Below are 19,052 nucleotides of genomic sequence, written 5' to 3'. Positions count from 1 at the left end.
TTGACCCCAAGAGTGAGGATCGATGCGGAGAGAGGAAACCGACGCCCTGAGAAGCTTGCCGCTTTTCGCGGACATGGCGGATGCCACATTCGAGCGGCTGGTGCGTCCGAGCTTCGTGCAATCGTTTCCGCCGCGCACGACCCTGATCCGGGAGGATGAGCCTGCGGACTTCCTGTTCGCGATCCTCGACGGGCTTGTGCTGATGTCGGCCAAATCGGACGATGGCGAGACCGCGCTGGAGATATTGCGCGCCGACGATATCTTCATTCTCGCAGCCGTGCTCAACGACGATGTGTGCCTGCAAACCGCGCAGACGCTCACGCCCACCCGCGTGCTGATGGTGCCTTCCAGCCTGGTGCGCGACCTGATGAGCGAGGATGTCGGCTTCATGCGCGCCATCGTTTTTGAAACCGCGCGCGCCTATCGCCGTCTGGTGAAGGAACTGAAGGCGCAGAAGCTGCGCAGCAGCGTGCAGCGTCTCGCCAACTGGATCGTCAAGGAATCACTTCTGAACGATGGCGCCGATGTGGTGATGATTCCTTATGAAAAACGCACGCTTGCCGCCTATCTCGGCATGACGCCGGAGAACCTGTCGCGCAATTTCGCGACGCTCGGCTCGCATGGCGTCACGGTGCAGGCTTCGGCGATCAAGATCACGAACAAGAACAAGCTGCTGCAATTTGCGGCCCCCTCCCACCTGATCGACAGGCAGGAACCGGCGCGCAGTTTCGACAAGATCTGAGACCGGCGGCCTTCATCTTCCTGTCAAACAGAACGACTATCCGGTGCCTTTCTCGACAGAACGGGCACTCCCCCATGAAAGCACCTTTTGTTGCACTGTTTCTCGCCCTTGCAACCAGCGCCGCCGCGCAGGAAATGCACAAGCCCGAACTGATCGGCGCTTTCACCCTGCCGACCGGCCTCAAAATCGGCGGCGTCGAATTTGGCGGGATTTCCGGCCTCGACTACGACCCGCGTGAAGATGTCTATTACGCCATATCCGACGACCGCTCGGAAAACGCGCCTGCACGCTTCTACAAGCTGAAGCTCGCTATCGACGCTTCCGGCGTGCAGAGCCTCGACATTGCGGAAACCGTCACGCTTCTGGACAAGGCGGGCAAACCATTTGCGCTGAAGGACGTGGACCCCGAAAGCATCCGCTTCAACGCAGCCACCGGCACCATCTACTGGTCAAGCGAGGGCGACAGGAACGGCAGACCGTTTGTCGGCGAAGCAAAGACCGATGGCAGCTTCATCCGCGAATTTGCCTTGCCGGAAGCCTATATTCCCGACGAGGGCAAGACACGCGGCATCCGCAATAATCTTTCCTTTGAAAGCCTGACCATCACGCCAGACGGCAAGACGCTTCTGGCGGGCACGGAAAACGCGCTGGTACAGGACGGGGACAAGGCGACGCTCGACCATGGCAGCCGCTCGCGCATCATCGCCTTCGATCTCGCATCGGGCAATGTTACGGCGGAATATGCCTATGATACCGACCCGATCTTCACCAAGGCGACTGAGCCGCCCTTCTGGAACGATAACGGCATGTCGGAATTCGTTTCCGATGGAAACGATCTTCTCACCGTCGAACGCTCCTTCGCCATGGGTGTGGGCAACCGGATCACGCTTTACCGCGCCTCCTTCGATGGCGCCAGCAATGTGAAGGGCGTGCCGTCGCTCGCCAATCAGCCGGTAACGCCGCTCGGCAAGAAACTTCTTCTCGGGCTCAACGAAGGCGATTTCGGCCTCGACATCGACAATATCGAGGCCATCACTTTCGGGCCGATGATTGATGGCAAGAGAACGCTCATCCTCGCCTCGGACAACAATTTCAGCCCCGGTCAGGTTTCGCAGTTCATCGCCCTGAAGCTGCCCTGACAAATAGTGACCGCACTCAGGTCCAGAAATAGCGCACGATGTGGAAGAAGACCGGGGCCGAGAAGACGAGACTGTCGGCCCGGTCGAGCATACCGCCATGCCCTTCGATCATGTGGCCCCAGTCCTTCACGCCGCGGTCGCGCTTGATGGCGGAGGCGACAAGCCCGCCGAAGAAGCCCATGATGCAGGATGTTGCGGCAAGCGCGCCTGCCTGAAGCGGCGAAAACGGCGTCAGCCAGGCAAGCCCTGCCCCCATGAGCGATGCCGCCGCGACCCCGCCGACAAAGCCTTCCCAGGTCTTCGATGGCGATATTGCGGGTGCGATGCGATGTTTGCCGAACAGCTTGCCGAAAATATATTGCAGCACATCGCTGCCCTGCACGGTCGCCACCAGAAAGGCGATCAAAAGCAGCTTCTTGCCGTCGAAGCCGGGAATATCCAGCGTCAGCAGCGCGGGCACATGGCTGATGCAATAGACAGACAGCATGATGCCCCATTGCTGCTCGCTGATGCGTTCCAGAAAGCGCGACGTATCGCCGGAAAGTGCCGTCAGGACGGGCATTGCGAGGAAGCAATAGACCGGAATGAAGATGGAATAGAGCCCGTACCAGTCGATCCAGATCAGATAGTACTGCACCGGGATAACCAGCAGGAACATGCCCAGCAGCACGCGATGGTCGGCGCGCCGCGTCTGCGTCAGCGTCGCATATTCGCGCAAGGCGGCAAACGAGATCAGCGCAAACAGCACGATCACCCCGCTTTTGCCGAACAGAAAGGCGACGCACATGGCGCCGACCATGATCCACCATGCCTTGATGCGGGCATTGAGATTGACCAGCGTTGAGGAAAGCGGCTTCGGCGCGCGCCAAGAAAGAACACCGGCAACGGCGCTTGCCGTTGTCAGAACGCCCATGAGGCCAAGGAACAGTCGGGTTGTTTCGCTCATGGTTGTTTACCGTTGCGGGGCTGAATATCGAGAAGGCTCTGGCGGGCGCGGGCGAGAAATTCCTTGCGGTCCTCGCCCTCGCGAAGCTGGACCGGCGCGCCAAAGATCACGCGGCACAGAAGCGGCACCGGCAACATCGCGCCCTTGGGCAGCACACGCGACATGTTTTCGATCCAGCACGGCACCAGTTCCACATCGGGGCGCGCCAGCGCCAGATTGTAGATGCCGGAGCGAAAGCGCAGCAGCGCCTCGTCGGTCATGTTGCGCGTGCCTTCGGGGAAGATGATGAGCGAATGGCCATCGGCCAGCGCCTTCAGCATCACTTCCATCGGGTCCTGCGTGCGTTCCACCCAGTTGCGTTCTACAAGCACGGTGCGCAGCAAAACTTCGGCCATGAACTGGCGCACGCGGTTGCCCCGCCAGTAATCCGCCCCGGCGACGGCACGGGTGCGCGCGCGCTCTTCCTGATCGAGACAGGAGGAAAGCAGGATGAAATCGCCATGGCTCGTGTGATTGGCAAAATAGATGCGCTGGTTGCGCGACGGTCCGGTGCCGCTCCAGATTGGCCGCACGCCGGTTATCCCGCGCGACAGGATGGCCAGAAACGAACCGAAAATCGATTGCACCTGATGGCGGATCAGTTCCCGCATGTCAGAGCCCCCACCCCAATGGCTCGCCTGATGGCACTGCGGCCAGCAGAATGAAAAGCACGATCCCAAGCCCCATGAAGAAGCGCAGCCGCCCCACGATGCGCCGCGAACCCTCAATCCTTGCCGCAAGCGGACGCACCGGCCCCTCATTGGAACGAAGGCCCATGCGTTCCAGAATTCGGTCCACTTCCCCCAGTCCCGTTTCACCGGAATTGGCGATCAACCTGAACAGCGCGGCATCGAACAGAAGATGCGCGGCGATACCGAGCATGATCAGCGCGCTTGCAAGCAGCAGCGGCCAGATCAGCCAGAAAGCCAGATCGTGCACCGGGCGCAGAAAGGGCGCGACCGCAAGGAGAACCACCGCGAGGGCAATGCCAAGAAAGGCATTGCGGCGCAGCATAATCGCCGTCGAGGTTGCAGGCTTATTCATGCCGCCTCCGCCGCCAGATGCAGATGGGCGGGCCAGCCTTTGGCGCGGACCAGCGCTTCCGCTTCCTGCGCATTGGCGGCGCGTCCTGTGGAAACGAGCCACGCAACCGCAACCGTCGCGCTGCGCTGAAAGCCAAGCGCGCAGCAGATGAGAACCGGGCCGTGATGGCGGGCCGCTTCAACGGTATCGGCGGCCAGTTGCACTTTTTCCGATGGCGGTGCGATCAGGTCCAGCGTGGCAAAACTTTTCCATTCCGTGGCGTGTGACGGCGGCACCATTTCAGCGGCAAGATCGATGATTGCGGCAAAGGATGAGAGTTCCGACGCTTTTGGAAACCGCCCGAGAAACACCCCATCGGCAAGCGCGACATGCGGTGGCAGCTTGCGGGTCCAGAACCGCACATTCAGCCGGGCAAAAAGACGATACGGCCATAGCAGCCAGCGGCTTGCGAGACTGACCAATCCGTCCGTCTGCTTCTGGAAAATGGCCGCACCGGCACCAAAATAGCCGAGCGCCACAATGGCAAGCGCGGTTGCAGGCCAGAGCCAGAAAATCGCATAGCCGGTGACGGTCAGGCCATGGATGGCGAGCGCGAGAAAAAGCACAGCGCCCGCCAGATAGCAAAGCCCGATCCTTTTCGCTCGAGCGTCCGATGTAAACGGAAAGCCAGCCAGCGGCGAGGGGCCGTTGCGCGGAAAAAGCCACAGGGCAAACAGGCCAAGCAAGCTGCCAGCCGGAATATCGACCGCGTGGTGCTGGTAGGTGGTCAGCACCGACAGGCCGATCAGCAGGCACCAGATATGCCAGACCACGCGCACGGCATCGCCCATCACGCGGCGCATCTGGTCCCAGATGATGATCAGCAGCGCGATATGCAGCGAAGGCGCCTGATTGAAAGGCTTGTCGAACCCGCCAAGCACGTCGAACATGAAGCCCGGAATGCCGGCCGTTGCCGGTTTTACGAAGGTCGCCGTCAGCGGAAAGGCGACGAAGCAGAGAACGGCGATGATCTGTGCCGTCAGATAACGCTTCGCCAGCCGGTCGACCTGTTCCGGACTGTCATTGACGAACAGCGCAATCGCGTAAAACAGGTTGACCGACCAATAGGGCACGATGCTCCACGCGATGAACGGAACCCGGCTTTCCCACGCGAAGGCGAGGTTCGGCACATGGCTTTGCTGCGATGCGAGCCAGTTGGCCGTACCATAGGTCAGGTAGAAGAAGGGGGCGAGAAACAGAAGCCAAAGGATGGCGCGGCGGGCCACGGGCCGCTGCGAATATCCCTCGCCTTCCGTTAGGTGCACTGTCACGCTTTGCCGTCTCCGACCCGCTCCGCAATCGAGACGGTGAAAATGCCCCACTGGTCGATGCGCTGTTCGATCTTGCGATAGCCTGCCTTTTCGACAAGCTGGTCCATTTCGCCCTGCGTGCGGCGGCGCATCACCCATGCCTCGCCGCCGCGATGCGAGGTCAGCGCCCGCGCGATCATTTCAAGCTGCGGATGCCAGGGCTGGTTGGTGTAGATGAGCAAGGAGCCGGGTTTCTGCACGCGGGCAAGCCCCGACAGCGAACGATTGATCAGCGCATTGTCGGGGAAAAGCTCATAAAGCCCGGACACGATGGCAAGGTCCGGCTGCGGCGTGACCGCGGCAAGGCTTTCCTCGTCGAAAGCATCGCCCTCTTCCATATGGGCGATGGCTTCCAGCCCGCGCTCCCGGATGAGCTTGTTGCCCGCCAGCACATTGATCGGCGAATAATCGCGCAGGTGGATGCTGTCCGGCAATTTTCCTGCACGCACCACCGCATCGATGACATAGCGGCCATGGCCGCAAGCAATGTCGAGGATATTGGTCGAGCGGCCTTCGCTCTCAAGCCGCCTGATGGCGTGCCTGATCAGTTCTTCCAGATGCACCTTGCGCTGGCGGATGCCGCGCCAGCCGATGGCTTCGAGAAACTGCCTGTCGATGAGCTTGCCGCCCGGTCCGAGCCCGCGCGCTTCGTTCTCATAGACGTAATCGAGCGTGGAACCGGAATCGAAGCCGGTGCGCCTGCCGACTTTCAGCCCTTCCGAAAACAGTGCGCCGAAGGCGATCGAAGCGCGTGTCGTTGCCCAGTAAAGCCCCCGTGCTGTCAGAAGCGACAGCGGCGTCGACAGCCGGTCGGCCTCGTCGCGCGTATGGCCTGCGATATGCGCTTCCGTCAGGTCGGCGCGCTGCGGCTTTTCGGCAAAACGCGCCTCGATGAAATCATGGATGCGTTCGATGGCCGGTTTGCGATCCCGCTCGCCCAGCGTGTCATGGTAGAAGCCTTTCAGCACATGCCGCTCCTTGATGCGGCTGCCGAGGTTCTCGAAGAAGCGATGTTGCGGCGCGGGACGCACGACAAAATCGCTGCCTGAAATGAGCAGTTGCGTCGGGACGGTAATCGCCCGCGCATCATCCACCACGCGCTTTGCCGCCTCATAGAGTTGCAGCAATATATGCGATGCGATGGGCCGCGTGATCAGCGGATCGGTGCGATAGGATTCGATGCGCTCCGGATCGTGGGTCAGGAATTGCGGCTTGACATAGGAATTGACGTAGAACGTACCCTTCAGCTTCTGCCAGAGCGCAATGCCTTCCTTGGCGAACGGCACATAGAGCTTGATGTCGAAGGCGGGCGAAGCCAGCACCAGCGCGCGAATATTCGGCGCATAATCATGCACCCATGCAGCCGCCAGCACCGCGCCGACGCTCTGCGCGATGATGGCCACGTCCTCGATGGCGGCACCGGTTTCCTGCCGGATATGGGTGACGAAGCAATCGAGGTCGCGGATCGACGCGCCGAAGGACGGCGAGAAGCCACGCACGCCCGGCGACTGGCCGTGGCCGCGCGCATCCCAGGCATAGAAAGCGTAGTCGTCGAGCCCCAGCTCATCGACGAGGTGCGCGACGCGGCCGCTATGCTCATGCCCGCGATGCAAGAGGACGATCACGCCTTTCGGCTTGCCGGAGAGCGACGGCCAGAAACGGTAGAACAGCGGTGTGCCGTCATGGGTGACGAACCGGCTTTCCCGCGCCGCGCGATGCGGCTTGACTGCGTGCTCGTTCATGCCATCCCTCTCCGCCGTTCCCCCAGAGGCCATTGCCCCCAATTTCTATTGAGTGAAACAAAATGTTTGCATAAACGAGCTGGCGCGAACCGCAAATAGCTGTTCAATACTTATTCTTCGTTTCCCAAGAGATTCTTGATGTCGGTTTATCAACTCAAGTCGCGTTTCCAGAATTTACTGCGGCCACTTGTCGTGCGACTTGCCGCAGGCGGTGTAACGGCCAATCAGGTTACAGTCGCCGCCGCGCTCGTCTCCATCATACTTGGCGCTTTTCTGGCATGGAGCGGAAACGCGGCATGGTTCGCGCTCGTCCCGGTCTGGCTGTTCCTGCGCATGGCGCTCAACGCCATCGACGGAATGCTGGCGCGCGAACACGGGCAGAAATCGACGCTCGGCGCCTATCTCAACGAGATCGGTGACGTGGTTTCCGACGCGGCGCTCTATGCGCCTTTCGCGCTGGTTGCGCCGTTCAGCGGCCCATGGATTTTCGCGGTCATTTTCCTCGCCACCCTGACGGAGTTTGCGGGTCTCGCCGGAGTAACCGTGGGTGCAAGCCGCCGCTATGACGGACCGATGGGCAAGAGCGACCGCGCCGTCATCTTCGGCGTGCTTGGCGCATGGATCGCCATCGACGGCGCGTTGCCGGACTGGATGTTCTGGCTGCAACCGCTCCTTTGCCTGTTACTCGCCGCAACCACGGTCAAGCGCGTCGCCAATGGCATAAACGAGGCAAAGAACGGTTAAAACGGGCTTTCGGTACTGGTATTGACGCAATTGGGGCCTATGTTGGTTCCCATTCAATTCCAGCTCAATCGGAGGCCATGCCAATGAAGAAAGCTAAGATTGCTGCTCTCGCCGGGGTCTTGTTCGCATATTCGTCCGCGCCCGGCCCGGCGCTTGCCGCCAGCGATGGCAGTTCCAGCCAGCGGGCGAAGGAAGTCACCGCTGTCGTCAACGCCGTAGCACAGAAAATGCCCGACCAGCCGATCAATACGGTGATGTATATCCGCTCCAACAATTTCGAGGTTCTGGCCGGCGACTGCACGGTGCGCGCGCATATCGTCTCTTCCGGGCACAAGGCGAAAAGCACCTCTCCCGACCGGATCAAGGTGCGGCTCAACAAGCGGCGCTGCGCGCGTTAGAGCATTTCCAGCAAAAGTGCGAAGCGGTTTTGCGCAGGATAATGCGACAAACGGTCCTTTAAATTCCATTGAGCTGCGATTTCGCAACGGTCTTGACCACCCAGTCGGCGAAGACGCGCAGGCGGTTGCTGAGGTGCCGGTTGGGCGGATAGACCAGATAGATCGGCATCGGCTCGATCTCCCATTCCTGCAGGACGGGGCGCAGCGTGCCGTTGGCGATGTCGTCCTTCACCATGAACAAGGGCGCCTGCACCACGCCAAGCCCGGCCCGCGCGGCGGCGAGATAGGTGGTCGATTCGTTCGCCGCCACCACATAGCGCCCATTGACCTCGATCTCCTCCGTCCCCTTCCTGAAGCGAAACGGCATCTGCTGGCCGGTCGATGGCCGGAAATAGCCGACCACCGTGCAGTCCCGCCCAAGATCGGAAGGGTGCAGCGGCGTGGAGCAACTGTCGAGATATTCGGCGGAGGCGCAGGCGATGAAATGCATGTCGCCAATGCGGCGCGCAATCAGCGACTGGTCGGCAAGCTCGCCGACGCGGATCGCGCAATCGACATTCTCCGCCACATAATCGACAGGGCGGTCCGATACGCCGAGATCGATCTGGATATCGGGATAGCGCTGATGAAACTCCATCAGCGCCGGAATGATGATGAGATTGGCGACCGCGCTTGCCATTTCGACACGCAGGCGACCCTTGGGCAAGGTCTGCGCGCTCGACAGGCTGCCGTCGAGTTCCGCGAGATCGGCCAGCAAGCGGGCCGCGCGCTCATAGTAAAGCGCGCCGTCCGGCGTCACCAGAACCCGGCGGGTCGTTCGATTGAGAAGTTTTGTGCGAAGATGCGCTTCCAGCCCCTGGATGAGATTGCTGATCGTTGCCTTGGGCATGTTGAGCGAAGCGGAGGCGCGCGTGAAATTCCCGGTTTCCACAACCCGGAGAAAGGCGCGCATGGCCGAGAGCTGGTCCATTATCAAAAAGCCGTTATTGTTCGAGATTCTGGACAGTGTAACCAATTCTATGGGACTATTCCAGACGACGAACAATGATAATATTCCAACATAGCGGTTTGCCGCTAGGCATTTTCGATCCGAAATCGTGAAACGGTTTTGCGTTCGCAAATGCGTGGAAATAGAATGGATAGAGCGGTCTGGACGATTCCGTGCAACAGGAACCGCTTTATGCATGAGGCCGAACAAGATGTGCGAGAAGTTCAGTGTAGAGACATTGCTGGTTCATGGGAAGGCCCATGGGCAAGCAGGCGACTGCACCTGCAAGGCGCGCATCTACCGGGGGACGAAGCTGCTCTCCCCGCCGCCGGTGGTGCTGCACCTGCACGGCGGCGCTTTCTCGGCCAATTGTCTGGGCGCCTGCGAGCGCGTCGCCGAAGCGCTTGCCGAAGCGGGCGCGGTGGTCGTGTCGCCGGAATATTCGTCGGCCTGTCTCAACCCGTTCCCGGCGGCGCTTGAGACAGTCTATTCCATCCTGACTTCGATGCGCGCGCGCTGCCCGGAGTTCGCGCACAAGAAGTCGATGCTGTTCGTCGCCGGTGAAGAGGCGGGCGGCAACATTGCTGCGGGCGTGGCCCTCATGGCGCGCGATCAATATCTGACCGATCTCAAGGGTCAGATACTGCTTTCGCCCATGCTGGACCCCTGCCTCGCCACGGCGTCTTTCCGCAAATATTGCCCGGAAAGCGCCGTCAAGACGATGGCGGACGGCTGGCAGCATTATCTGGGCGAGTGTGCGGGTTTCACCCACCCCTATGCCGCGCCCGGCCTGTGTACGCGGCTTGGCGGACTGGTGCCGACCTTGCTCGTCACCAGCGCCCAATGCCCGATGCGCGATGAAACGCAGGCCTATGCCGAGCGTCTTCGTCAGGCAGGCGTGAAGGTCCAATCGCATGTCCTGCCCGGCAAAGCCGGCTGGATACCTGAAAACAAGGTGGCGGGCAGCGACTGGTCGCCACAGGAACACAAACTGATAGACCTGTTTTCCGATTTCTTCCGGCAGGCAGGAGCAAAGCCAATCGCAGCATGAAGCATGTCTCCCAGAAGTGGGAACCGGTTTTGAGAGACATGCTAAAAAATCAGGTCGAAAATCCTCCCAAGCTTTGACCTGATACCCCCATTGAAGCCGGCCCCCACCGGTTTAGGAGATACAACAATGACATCGATCACAGCCCGCCGGGCCCTATGGGGCGCCGGCCTGAGTATCCTATTGTCTGCAGCTGGCGGCGGCGCCATTCTCTTCGGCGCGCCTCACCTCAAGGCCGATGCTGCAACCGATATTTCCGCGCCCCCGCCTGCCGTGCCGGTTTCCGTCGCCAAGGCGGAATCACGACGCATCGTGAGCTGGGAAGAATTTTCCGGTCGTCTGGAAGCAATCGACCGCGTTGAAATTCGCCCGCGCGTCGGCGGCGCCATCCAGAAAGCCCATTTCCGCGAGGGCGCTCTGGTGAAACAGGGCGACCTGCTCGTCACCATCGATCCCGAGCCCTATGCGGCGGCGGTGGAAAAGGCAAAGGCACAGGTTTCAGCCGAAGAGGCCCGCGTCGCGCTGGCCAAGACGGAACTGGAACGCGGTCGCCAGCTCGTCACCACCCGCACCATCGCCCAGAGCGGCCTTGACCAGCGGTCCAGCGCCTATGATGAGGCGCAGGCAAGCCTGCGTTCGGCAAAGGCAGCGCTTCGCACCGCCGAGCTTGACCTTCAATATACTGAAGTGCGTGCGCCGATTTCAGGCCGCGTCGGGCGGCTGGAAGTAACGGCAGGCAATCTGGTTGCCGCAAGCTCCGCCTCGCCGGTCCTGACCACGCTTGTTTCAGTCGATCCGATCTATGCAAGCTTCAGCGCCAATGAGGAAGTCGTCACCAAGGCGCTTGCCAAGCTTGCCGCCTCCCCCGGCGGAAACGCCATCGAGCGCATTCCGGTCCAGATCGGCACCGCATCCGATGAAGGCACTCCGATTTCCGGCCATATCCAGCTTATCAACAATGAGGTGGATGCCACGACCGGCACGATCCGGGTTCGCGCCGCGATCGACAATCCGGATGGCAGGCTCATTCCGGGCCAGTTTGTCCGCATCCGTTTCGGCGAGCCGGAGCCGGATGAAAAGCTGGTGGTGAGCGACCGGGCCATTGCTTCCGATCAGGACAAGAAATTCGTCTTCGTGGTCGGCGCCGATAACAAGGTCGAATATCGGCAGGTGGTTCTGGGACGCAATTATGACGGCTTGCGCATCATCGAAAGCGGGTTGAAGCCCGGCGAGAATATCGTCGTGAACGGGTTGCAGCGCATTCGTCCGGGCGTGGTCGTCGCACCGCAGCCCGTCACCGAAACACTTGCCAAAAGCTGAATTAAAACGGCGCGCCTGAGCGCGCGCTAACCGCAAATGCTCAGCCTCAAAAACCCGCGAGAACGCCTGTTCCCGCGGGCCGGGAGAGTCTTTGCCTTCCCGCTTAAGGGGGATAAACAGATGAACTTCTCACGCTTTTTCGTTGACCGCCCGGTCTTCGCTGGCGTTCTGTCGGTCCTGATCTTCGTTGCCGGTCTGATCGGCATGACAGGTCTGCCGATCTCGGAATATCCGGAAGTCGTGCCGCCGCAGATCGTGGTGCGCGCGCAATATCCGGGCGCCAACCCTGCTGTCATTTCCGAAACCGTCGCCACGCCGCTTGAAGAACAGATCAACGGCGTCGAGGGCATGCTTTACATGCAAAGCCAGGCGACCGCCGATGGCGTCATGACGCTGACCGTCACCTTCGCGCTCGGCACCGATCCCGATCAGGCCCAGCAGCTTGTGCAGAACCGTATCTCGCAGGCCGAACCGCGCCTGCCGGAAGAAGTGCGCACGCTTGGCGTCACGACCGCCAAAAGCTCGCCCGACCTGACGCTCGTCGTCCACATCATCTCGCCCGATGGCCGCTATGACGTGAACTATCTGCGCAACTATGCGGTTCTCAACGTCAAGGATCGCATCGCCCGCATTCCGGGCGTCGGACAGGTGCAGATATTCGGCGGCGGCGATTATTCGATGCGCGTCTGGATCGACCCGCAAAAGGCCGCCGAGCGCGGACTTTCCGCAAGCGACATCGCCAATGCCATCCGCCAGCAGAATGTTCAGGCCGCTGCCGGTGTCATCGGCGCATCGCCATCCGTCTCGGGCCTTGACCTGCAACTTTCCGTCAATGCGCAGGGCCGTCTCCAGTCGCCGGAAGAATTTGCGAACATTGTCGTGAAGTCAGGCGACGAAGGCGAAATCACCCGTCTGGGTGATGTGGCGCGTGTTGAAATGGGCGCAGCCGATTATTCGCTGCGCTCGCTGCTCGACAACAAGCAGGCGGTCGGCATGGGCGTATTCCAGTCGCCCGGCTCCAATGCGCTGGAAATTTCCGAAAATGTCCATGCGGCCATGGCCGACCTGAAGAAGACCATGCCGGAAGGCGTGGATTTCGATATCGTCTATGACACGACCGGGTTTGTTAAGGCGTCCATCGAGTCGGTCATCCATACCCTGCTCGAAGCCATCGTGCTGGTGGTGATCGTCGTCATCATGTTCCTGCAAACATGGCGCGCCTCCATCATTCCGCTGGTTGCCGTTCCGGTTTCCATCGTCGGCACATTCGCGGTCATGTATGTGTTCGGCTTCTCCATCAATGCGCTCAGCCTCTTCGGCCTCGTGCTCGCCATCGGCATCGTGGTCGATGACGCCATCGTGGTGGTGGAAAATGTCGAGCGCAATATCGAACAGGGGCTGTCGCCGGTCGAGGCAACCTATCGCGCCATGCAGGAAGTGTCCGGGCCGATCATCGCCATTGCGCTGGTGCTGGTCGCCGTCTTCGTGCCGCTTGCCTTCATCACCGGACTGACCGGCCAGTTCTATCGCCAGTTCGCGCTCACCATCGCGATCTCGACGGTGATCTCGGCCTTCAACTCGCTGACGCTTTCGCCCGCTCTGGCAGCCCTGTTGCTGCGCGGTCACGATGCGCCGAAGGATCGGCTCACCCGCATCATGGACAAGCTGTTCGGCTGGTTCTTCCGTGGCTTCAACCGTTTCTTCGGTGCAAGTTCGGAAGCCTATGGGCGCGGCGTCGGCGGCATTCTCTCGCGCAAGTCGCTGGTGATGGGCCTCTATGTCGTGCTGCTTGGCGTCACCTTCGTCCTGTTCCGCGCGGTGCCCGGCGGCTTCGTTCCGGCGCAGGACAAGCAATATCTGATCGGCTTTGCGCAATTGCCGGATGCGGCAACGCTCGACCGTTCGGAAGATGTGATCCGCCGCATGAGCGACATCGCGCTCAAGCATCCGGGCGTAGCCAATGCCATCGCCTTCCCCGGCCTGTCGATCAACGGGTTCACCAACTCGTCGAACTCCGGCATCGTCTTCGTGACGCTGAAGCCGTTCGAGGAGCGCAAGACCCCGGAACTGTCGGCCAATGCGATCACCATGGAGCTGAACCAGCAATACGGCGCCATTCAGGATGCCTTCATCGCCATGTTCCCGCCGCCGCCCGTTCAGGGCCTCGGCACGACCGGCGGCTTCAAGCTTCAGCTTGAGGATCGCAACGGGCTTGGCTTCAAGGCGCTGGACGATGCAACCAAGGCATTTCTCGCCAAGGCCTATCAGACGCCGGAACTGGCCGGTCTCTATTCGAGCTACCAGATCAATGTGCCGCAGCTTTATGCCGATCTTGATCGCACGAAGGCGCGTCAGCTTGGCGTGGCGGTGACCGACGTGTTCGAAACCCTGCAAATCTATCTGGGGTCGCTTTATGTCAACGACTTCAATGCCTTCGGACGCACTTACAGCGTGCGCATTCAGGCCGATGCGAATTATCGCAGCCATGCCGAGGATATCGGCAAGCTGAAGGTGCGCTCGCAATCGGGCGAGATGATCCCGCTGTCGGCGCTGCTGAAAGTCGAGCAGACGGTCGGTGCCGAACGCGCCATCCGTTATAACGGCTTCCTTTCCGCCGATATCAACGGCAACCCGGCCCCCGGCTTCTCGTCCGGCCAGGCACAGGCCGCCATTGAACGGATCGCCGAGGAAACCTTGCCTCCGGGCATCGCCTATGAGTGGACCGACCTGACCTACCAGCAGATCCTTGCTGGCAATTCAGGCTTCCTCGTCTTCCCGCTGGCGCTGCTGCTCGTCTATCTGGTGCTGGCCGCGCAATATGAAAGCCTTGCCCTGCCGCTGTCGATCATCATGATCGTGCCGATGGGGATCATGGCGGCACTCACCGGCGTCTGGCTGACAGGCGGCGACAACAACGTCTTCACCCAGATCGGCTTGATCGTCCTTGTGGGGCTATCGGCGAAGAATGCGATCCTGATCGTGGAATTCGCCCGCGAGCTGGAACTGTCGGGAAGAGGCGTCGTGCAGGCGGCGGTCGAGGCAAGCCGGTTGCGTCTGCGCCCGATCCTGATGACCTCGATGGCCTTCATCATGGGCGTGGTGCCGCTGGTGGTGTCCACGGGTGCTGGTGCGGAAATGCGCTCGGCCATGGGCATCGCGGTCTTTGCAGGCATGATCGGCGTGACCGCCTTCGGCATCTTCATGACGCCGGTGTTCTATGTGCTGATCCGCAAGCTCTCCGGCGAGCGCCCGCTGAAACATGCAGGGGCCAAGATCGAGGCCCCGCATCTGGCGCCGGGGGAATAACCCGGCGTCTCCTTCCATCGCCTTCTACAGAGGGGCCGGAGCAATCCGGCCCCAACTTCATTGTGAACTTGTCCTAAGCCGTCGCGATATCGCCCGAATCGGTTCCTTAAGAGGAGGCTTTGTCCGCTGCATGAAGGAGAAGATCGTTGCAGAAGTCCGGTTTGCTTGCCCTCGTCCTCGCTGCCACTGCGCTGCCAGCATGTTCCGAAACGACGCCCGGTCCTTCGGCAAGCGCCTCCCCCGCCAGACCTCCAGTCGATCCGACACCCATTACCGGCAACTGGTGCAGCCCCGACGGACAGCGATTCGCCATTTCCGGCGAGCGTTTCGACAGCCGTGACAGCCAGTGCTCGGTCACGCGGATGAACAATTATGAAGGCACCTTTACCGTTTCGATGGCCTGCAATGCCAATGGCCAGCAGTCGAAGGAAAACATCACCATTTCACCCGTCGGTGAGACGCTGCATATCTCGTTCCTGTCGATGGGCGGCAAGCGGGCGGTGGTCAGCCGCTGCGCCTCCTGATCGGGCCAAAATCAAATCAAGGCAGAACCATGATCTGGCGCGATTTTCGCGCCAATTGCTTTTTTGAGCGGCAAATCATCCGGTTTTGCCGCCGGAAGTTGTGGCGAACGCCCGGCAAATTCATGGCAAAATGTGGCAACCGGCCTTTTGGACAATGTGATACGACAGCAGGAACCTCTTCTGCTAAACTTGCCCCCGCAATGCCATACCCACAATATAGGGAGACAGACATGAAAGTCGTATTCGTGACTACCGCTGTCCTCGCTCTGTCGGTTGCTTTATCGGCTACAGGCGCGATGGCAGACTGCACCTATCACAGCGCCCAATCTTCCACGAAGATCGAGAAGCCCCAAACCACTGCAAGCATCCAGACGACGGCGCCGGAACAGAAATAACTGCCGGAAACTGACCCCTACCCTGATTCGTGACGATCGCGCTGAAACGCCGGTCGTCACTTTTTTGAACAATGCGGGCAAAAAAAAGCGCGCCCTCCAGGTTGAAGGACGCGAAAGAGGTGCAAGCTCGCTCTGTTCGAGGAACCTGAACGGCAGGTTCTAGGCTCGACCAGATGCCTGTCGGCCATTCTGTCCTGGAAGCGACCTGAATACGGGACCGGTTTTTGTTCGTAGCCCGAAACATTCGCTTCGAGAGTAACCGTTATCGCCGCTTTCGCGCTGTCCGGACTGGTTTGGCTGCCTATCGACCCCGACTCCCCGCGGTCGATAAGCAGCCCCCGCCCAATTTTGCGTCAGCCTCCTAAGCCCAACAGGCCGACGGGTATTTAGTGAACGCTCCAGTAGCGAAAAACAATTCCCCTATTCAGGGGGATATGAAACAAAGATAAACCGGCCTTCCTGGTCCGCAATGACTTTGCGCGACCGGTAGATTTTGAAAGACTTTATGAAAGCATTTGATATTTATTTTGAATTGAACCAGACTTTTTCAGTGTTGTGTGCGAATTGGCGCTTTTTAAGGAAAATTTCGTCCGCCAAACTCAGGAGATTCTTGAAATTGCGGGCGTCCTGCCTTTTAAGCTTCGATACATTCGCATTCTTTCGTTTCTGGAGATTACCCCACGTGTCATGCGCAAACTGGATGTTCGCTCTCCGGCGTCTTCTGGCGCTCCCGGCACTGATCGCGCTGTTGGCCCTCTGCCAAATCCCCCATGCCGCTAGCGCGGCTGAGGCAGCATCGTCCGCGACAGTGACCGTCACGCTGACCGTCATCGGCCCGGACGGAACGACCCGCGTGCTGGCAAGCGATGACTTCACCCAACTGCCGCAGAACAGCCTGCAAACCAGTACCGCCTGGACCGAAGGGCCGCAAAATTTCGACGGCGTGCTGCTGCGCGACGTGCTGGCAACGGTAGGCGTCGACGGGAAGGACGCCGCAGACCGTTCGATCACCATTCTTGCGATCAACGACTACAGTATCAGCATTCCGCTGCAAGACGCCTACAGGTACAATGTGCTGGTCGCGCACAAGATGAACGGCAGGGAGCTTAGCCTGCGCGACAAGGGGCCGTACTGGATCGTCTATCCGCGCGATCAGCATCAGGAGCTGAACGATTCGCGCTATGATCACCGCTGGGCGTGGCAGTTGAAGCAGATCGAGGTGAAATGAGAATCAAGCGAGGCTACATTCTCTCCGGCCTGGTCATGGCAGGTTTTGCAGCCCTGCTCGCTTATGCATTCATTCAGCTTCTCGAAATCCAGAAATCGCTTGCAACCTATACCGGCGAGAACATGGTCTGGGCGATTACCAAGACAGAACGCGACGCCAGCCGCCTGGCCGAAACGGCGCTGACATTACCTGCGGGCAGCACGAATACAGCCGATCTCTCGCTGCGGCTTGACGTTCTCTACAGCCGTTTTGCACTTCTGGACGATGGCCCGCAGAAGAAATATTTCGCAGGCATTCCGGGCGCTGCCGAAATCATCCGGCGCAATGCAGACCGGCTTCCCGAAATCGAGGCGATGATCAAGGCCGGGCCGGAACAATTCGACCCCGCCGCCATTTATCAGGCGCTGGTTCCCATGCGCGATGAACTGACCAAGGTTGCCAATGATGCAACCATCGTGGAGCAGGACCGCGGCGGCGCGCAGCGCGACCAGCAATTGCAATCGATCTACCTGATCATGTTCGCGGTGCTGGGCATCATGGCGACAGGCGCCATCCTGTCCTGGCAGCTTTTGTCCAACATGCGCAGGGCCGAGCGCGCCCACAAGGCCTTGCAGGAATACAAGCAGCAACTGGAACAGACCGTCGCCGACCGCACTGCCGCCCTGCGCGAGGCGCTGGAAAACGAGCGCAAGGCCAAGGAACTCTACAAAAGCTTCATCACCACGGTTTCACACCAGTTCCGCACGCCCGTTTCGATCATCGACATCATCGCCCAGCGCTTCATCCGTCGGGCCGACGAGTTCACGCCTGAAATCATTATCGACAAGGCCAAGCGGATGCGGAACGCCAGCCGCCGCCTGATCCTGCTTCTGGAGAGCACCGCCAATGCGGAACGCCTCGATGAGAACGGGTTTCAGATCAACCGGCAGCCGGTCGATTTCTCCGAACTGGTGCGCAACACCTGCGCCTATCATCAGGAACTGCATCCGGAACTGGAACTGGTGACGGACATCAAGGACAGCGAGACTTTCTGTTATTGCGACGGCATTCTGGTCGAGCAGATACTGGTCAACCTGCTTGGCAACGCCACCAAATATTCGCCCGTCAACAAGCCCATCGAAGTCAGCACGGAAGAAGACGAAAACGGCTTCCGCTGCATCGTCCGCGACCATGGCATCGGCATACCGGCGGAAGAAACGGATCGCATATTCACGCGTTTTTTCCGCGCCAGCAACGCGTCGCACATGGCGGGCACCGGCCTCGGCCTCAGCCTGTCACGCGCGCTGGCCGAATTGCACGGCGGAACGCTTGTCTTCACTTCGGTCGAAGGACAAGGTACGGTATTCATTCTGTCCCTGCCAAAGGTGGCCCAACATGCGACTGCCTGAAAATCCCCCCACGCCTACCGTCCTCTGCATCGAGGACGAAACGCATATTCTTGAAGAACTGATCGATGAACTGAGCACTTCGGGCTTCAACGCCATTGGCGCCGCCAATGCAGGTGAAGCGCTGCGGGTGCTGGAGCGGACGACGCCCGACATCATCATCTGCGATATATTGATGCCCGGCACCAACGGCCTGCAGTTTCTGGAACAGATTCGCGGCTCCCGGCCCGATCTTGCCGGAACGCCATTCCTGTTCCTGACCGCCCTTGCCGACCGAAGCCACGAGCTGACCGGCAGAGAGGCCGGTGCCGACGACTATCTCACGAAGCCAATCGATTTCGACGTTCTCATCCTCACGATTCGCGCCAAGCTTAATCTGGTGGCGCGCGTAAAGGCCATATCCACCCCTTCCGCTGCGGTGGAACCGAATGGAGATTTCATCCATCTTTCGCGCCGGGAAACCGAAGTGCTGAAGGAGATCGGCACCGGCCAGCGCAACGGCGAAATCGCCCGCAAACTGGGCCTCTCGGAACACACGGTCAGCGATTATGTGAAGGCGATCTACCAGAAGCTCAGCGTGTCGTCGCGCGCCGAAGCAACACGGGAAGCAATCCGGCGCGGACTGGTCGACATGAGATAGACCGACCAGTTCAATCGATTTTTTGGGGATGAACGGTAATGATCTCGACAATCCCCACGCCCCAAATTACGGTTT

At 60.1% G+C, this 19,052-nt stretch carries 19 protein-coding genes; 12 read left to right on the top strand and 7 right to left on the bottom strand.

Translation table 11 applies throughout. The features are described 5' to 3' along the window. The first annotated feature begins 22 nt into the window (after positions 1-22). Positions 23-742 (top strand): cyclic nucleotide-binding domain-containing protein, encoded by a 720-nt coding sequence (locus F9K78_RS06740; protein WP_121981103.1) that lies wholly within the window; start codon positions 23-25, stop codon positions 740-742. A gap of 74 nt (positions 743-816) precedes the next feature. Then, complete coding sequence (locus F9K78_RS06735) at positions 817-1,881, top strand: esterase-like activity of phytase family protein (protein WP_121986211.1); 1,065 nt, start codon at positions 817-819, stop codon at positions 1,879-1,881. Between the two features lie 16 nt (positions 1,882-1,897). On the opposite strand, the gene F9K78_RS06730 is transcribed toward F9K78_RS06735, so the two are convergent. Genes F9K78_RS06730 through F9K78_RS06710 form a run of 5 tightly spaced genes read right to left on the bottom strand, consistent with a single transcriptional unit; the run spans position 1,898 to position 7,001 of the window. Further along, positions 1,898-2,827, bottom strand: coding sequence for a phosphatidate cytidylyltransferase (locus tag F9K78_RS06730; protein ID WP_121986210.1), 930 nt, complete (start codon positions 2,825-2,827; stop codon positions 1,898-1,900). Continuing rightward, on the bottom strand, positions 2,824-3,477 hold the full coding sequence (locus F9K78_RS06725) for a lysophospholipid acyltransferase family protein (protein WP_121981106.1): 654 nt from the start codon (positions 3,475-3,477) through the stop codon (positions 2,824-2,826). Before F9K78_RS06725 ends, F9K78_RS06730 begins: the two co-directional genes overlap by 4 nt. Before the next feature lies 1 nt (position 3,478). Continuing rightward, positions 3,479-3,910 (bottom strand): hypothetical protein, encoded by a 432-nt coding sequence (locus tag F9K78_RS06720; protein WP_121986209.1) that lies wholly within the window; start codon positions 3,908-3,910, stop codon positions 3,479-3,481. After that, positions 3,907-5,220: a phosphatase PAP2/dual specificity phosphatase family protein gene (locus tag F9K78_RS06715; RefSeq protein WP_121986208.1), complete on the bottom strand. Its 1,314-nt coding sequence runs from the start codon at positions 5,218-5,220 to the stop codon at positions 3,907-3,909. Before F9K78_RS06715 ends, F9K78_RS06720 begins: the two co-directional genes overlap by 4 nt. Beyond that, entirely contained in the window at positions 5,217-7,001 is a 1,785-nt protein-coding gene (locus tag F9K78_RS06710) for a bifunctional alpha/beta hydrolase/class I SAM-dependent methyltransferase (RefSeq protein ID WP_122066784.1), read from the bottom strand. The genes F9K78_RS06715 and F9K78_RS06710 overlap by 4 nt, the downstream gene beginning before the upstream one ends. Before the next feature lie 138 nt (positions 7,002-7,139). Between F9K78_RS06710 and F9K78_RS06705 the strand changes: the two genes are divergently transcribed. Beyond that, a complete protein-coding gene (locus tag F9K78_RS06705; RefSeq protein ID WP_121986206.1) occupies positions 7,140-7,745 on the top strand; it encodes a CDP-alcohol phosphatidyltransferase family protein in 606 nt (201 codons plus the stop codon). 83 nt (positions 7,746-7,828) lie between these two features. After that, a complete protein-coding gene (locus tag F9K78_RS06700) occupies positions 7,829-8,143 on the top strand; it encodes a hypothetical protein (RefSeq protein WP_121981111.1) in 315 nt (104 codons plus the stop codon). A gap of 58 nt (positions 8,144-8,201) precedes the next feature. Here the strand turns inward: F9K78_RS06700 and F9K78_RS06695 are convergent, their stop codons facing one another. Then, positions 8,202-9,113: a LysR family transcriptional regulator gene (locus F9K78_RS06695; RefSeq protein WP_121986205.1), complete on the bottom strand. Its 912-nt coding sequence runs from the start codon at positions 9,111-9,113 to the stop codon at positions 8,202-8,204. 229 nt (positions 9,114-9,342) lie between these two features. Here F9K78_RS06695 and F9K78_RS06690 point away from each other — a divergent pair, with 229 nt between their 5' ends. The 6 genes from F9K78_RS06690 (at position 9,343) to F9K78_RS06670 (ending at position 16,952) form a co-directional block, all read left to right on the top strand. Further along, on the top strand, positions 9,343-10,182 hold the full coding sequence (locus F9K78_RS06690) for an alpha/beta hydrolase (RefSeq protein WP_121986352.1): 840 nt from the start codon (positions 9,343-9,345) through the stop codon (positions 10,180-10,182). 126 nt (positions 10,183-10,308) lie between these two features. Further along, the gene (locus F9K78_RS06685) at positions 10,309-11,499 is read left to right on the top strand and encodes an efflux RND transporter periplasmic adaptor subunit (RefSeq protein WP_121986204.1); all 1,191 of its coding nucleotides are present in this window, start codon (positions 10,309-10,311) and stop codon (positions 11,497-11,499) included. Positions 11,500-11,619: 120 nt separating this feature from the next. After that, positions 11,620-14,805, top strand: coding sequence for an efflux RND transporter permease subunit (locus tag F9K78_RS06680; protein ID WP_121986203.1), 3,186 nt, complete (start codon positions 11,620-11,622; stop codon positions 14,803-14,805). Positions 14,806-14,951: 146 nt separating this feature from the next. Then, entirely contained in the window at positions 14,952-15,329 is a 378-nt protein-coding gene (locus F9K78_RS06675; protein WP_121986202.1) for a hypothetical protein, read from the top strand. Between the two features lie 230 nt (positions 15,330-15,559). Beyond that, entirely contained in the window at positions 15,560-15,724 is a 165-nt protein-coding gene (locus F9K78_RS21850; protein WP_162929804.1) for a hypothetical protein, read from the top strand. 700 nt (positions 15,725-16,424) lie between these two features. Next, positions 16,425-16,952: a putative pterin-binding protein gene (locus tag F9K78_RS06670; protein WP_235925389.1), complete on the top strand. Its 528-nt coding sequence runs from the start codon at positions 16,425-16,427 to the stop codon at positions 16,950-16,952. Here F9K78_RS06670 and F9K78_RS22325 read toward each other — a convergent pair. Continuing rightward, complete coding sequence (locus F9K78_RS22325; protein ID WP_353653598.1) at positions 16,910-17,017, bottom strand: cytochrome c3 family protein; 108 nt, start codon at positions 17,015-17,017, stop codon at positions 16,910-16,912. The genes F9K78_RS06670 and F9K78_RS22325 overlap by 43 nt on opposite strands. On the opposite strand from F9K78_RS22325, the gene F9K78_RS06665 reads away from it, so the two are divergent. Further along, positions 16,988-18,340 (top strand): sensor histidine kinase, encoded by a 1,353-nt coding sequence (locus tag F9K78_RS06665; RefSeq protein WP_353653597.1) that lies wholly within the window; start codon positions 16,988-16,990, stop codon positions 18,338-18,340. The genes F9K78_RS22325 and F9K78_RS06665 overlap by 30 nt on opposite strands. Next, entirely contained in the window at positions 18,327-18,977 is a 651-nt protein-coding gene (locus F9K78_RS06660) for a response regulator transcription factor (RefSeq protein WP_121986200.1), read from the top strand. The genes F9K78_RS06665 and F9K78_RS06660 overlap by 14 nt, the downstream gene beginning before the upstream one ends. Positions 18,978-19,052: the final 75 nt, after the last annotated feature.

Source organism: Brucella pseudintermedia, assembly GCF_008932435.1.
In the GTDB taxonomy this organism is placed as follows: Bacteria; Pseudomonadota; Alphaproteobacteria; order Rhizobiales; family Rhizobiaceae; genus Brucella; species Brucella pseudintermedia.
The sequence above is the reverse complement of the archived record's forward strand: the minus strand, read 5'-3'. Positions and strand labels throughout refer to the sequence as shown.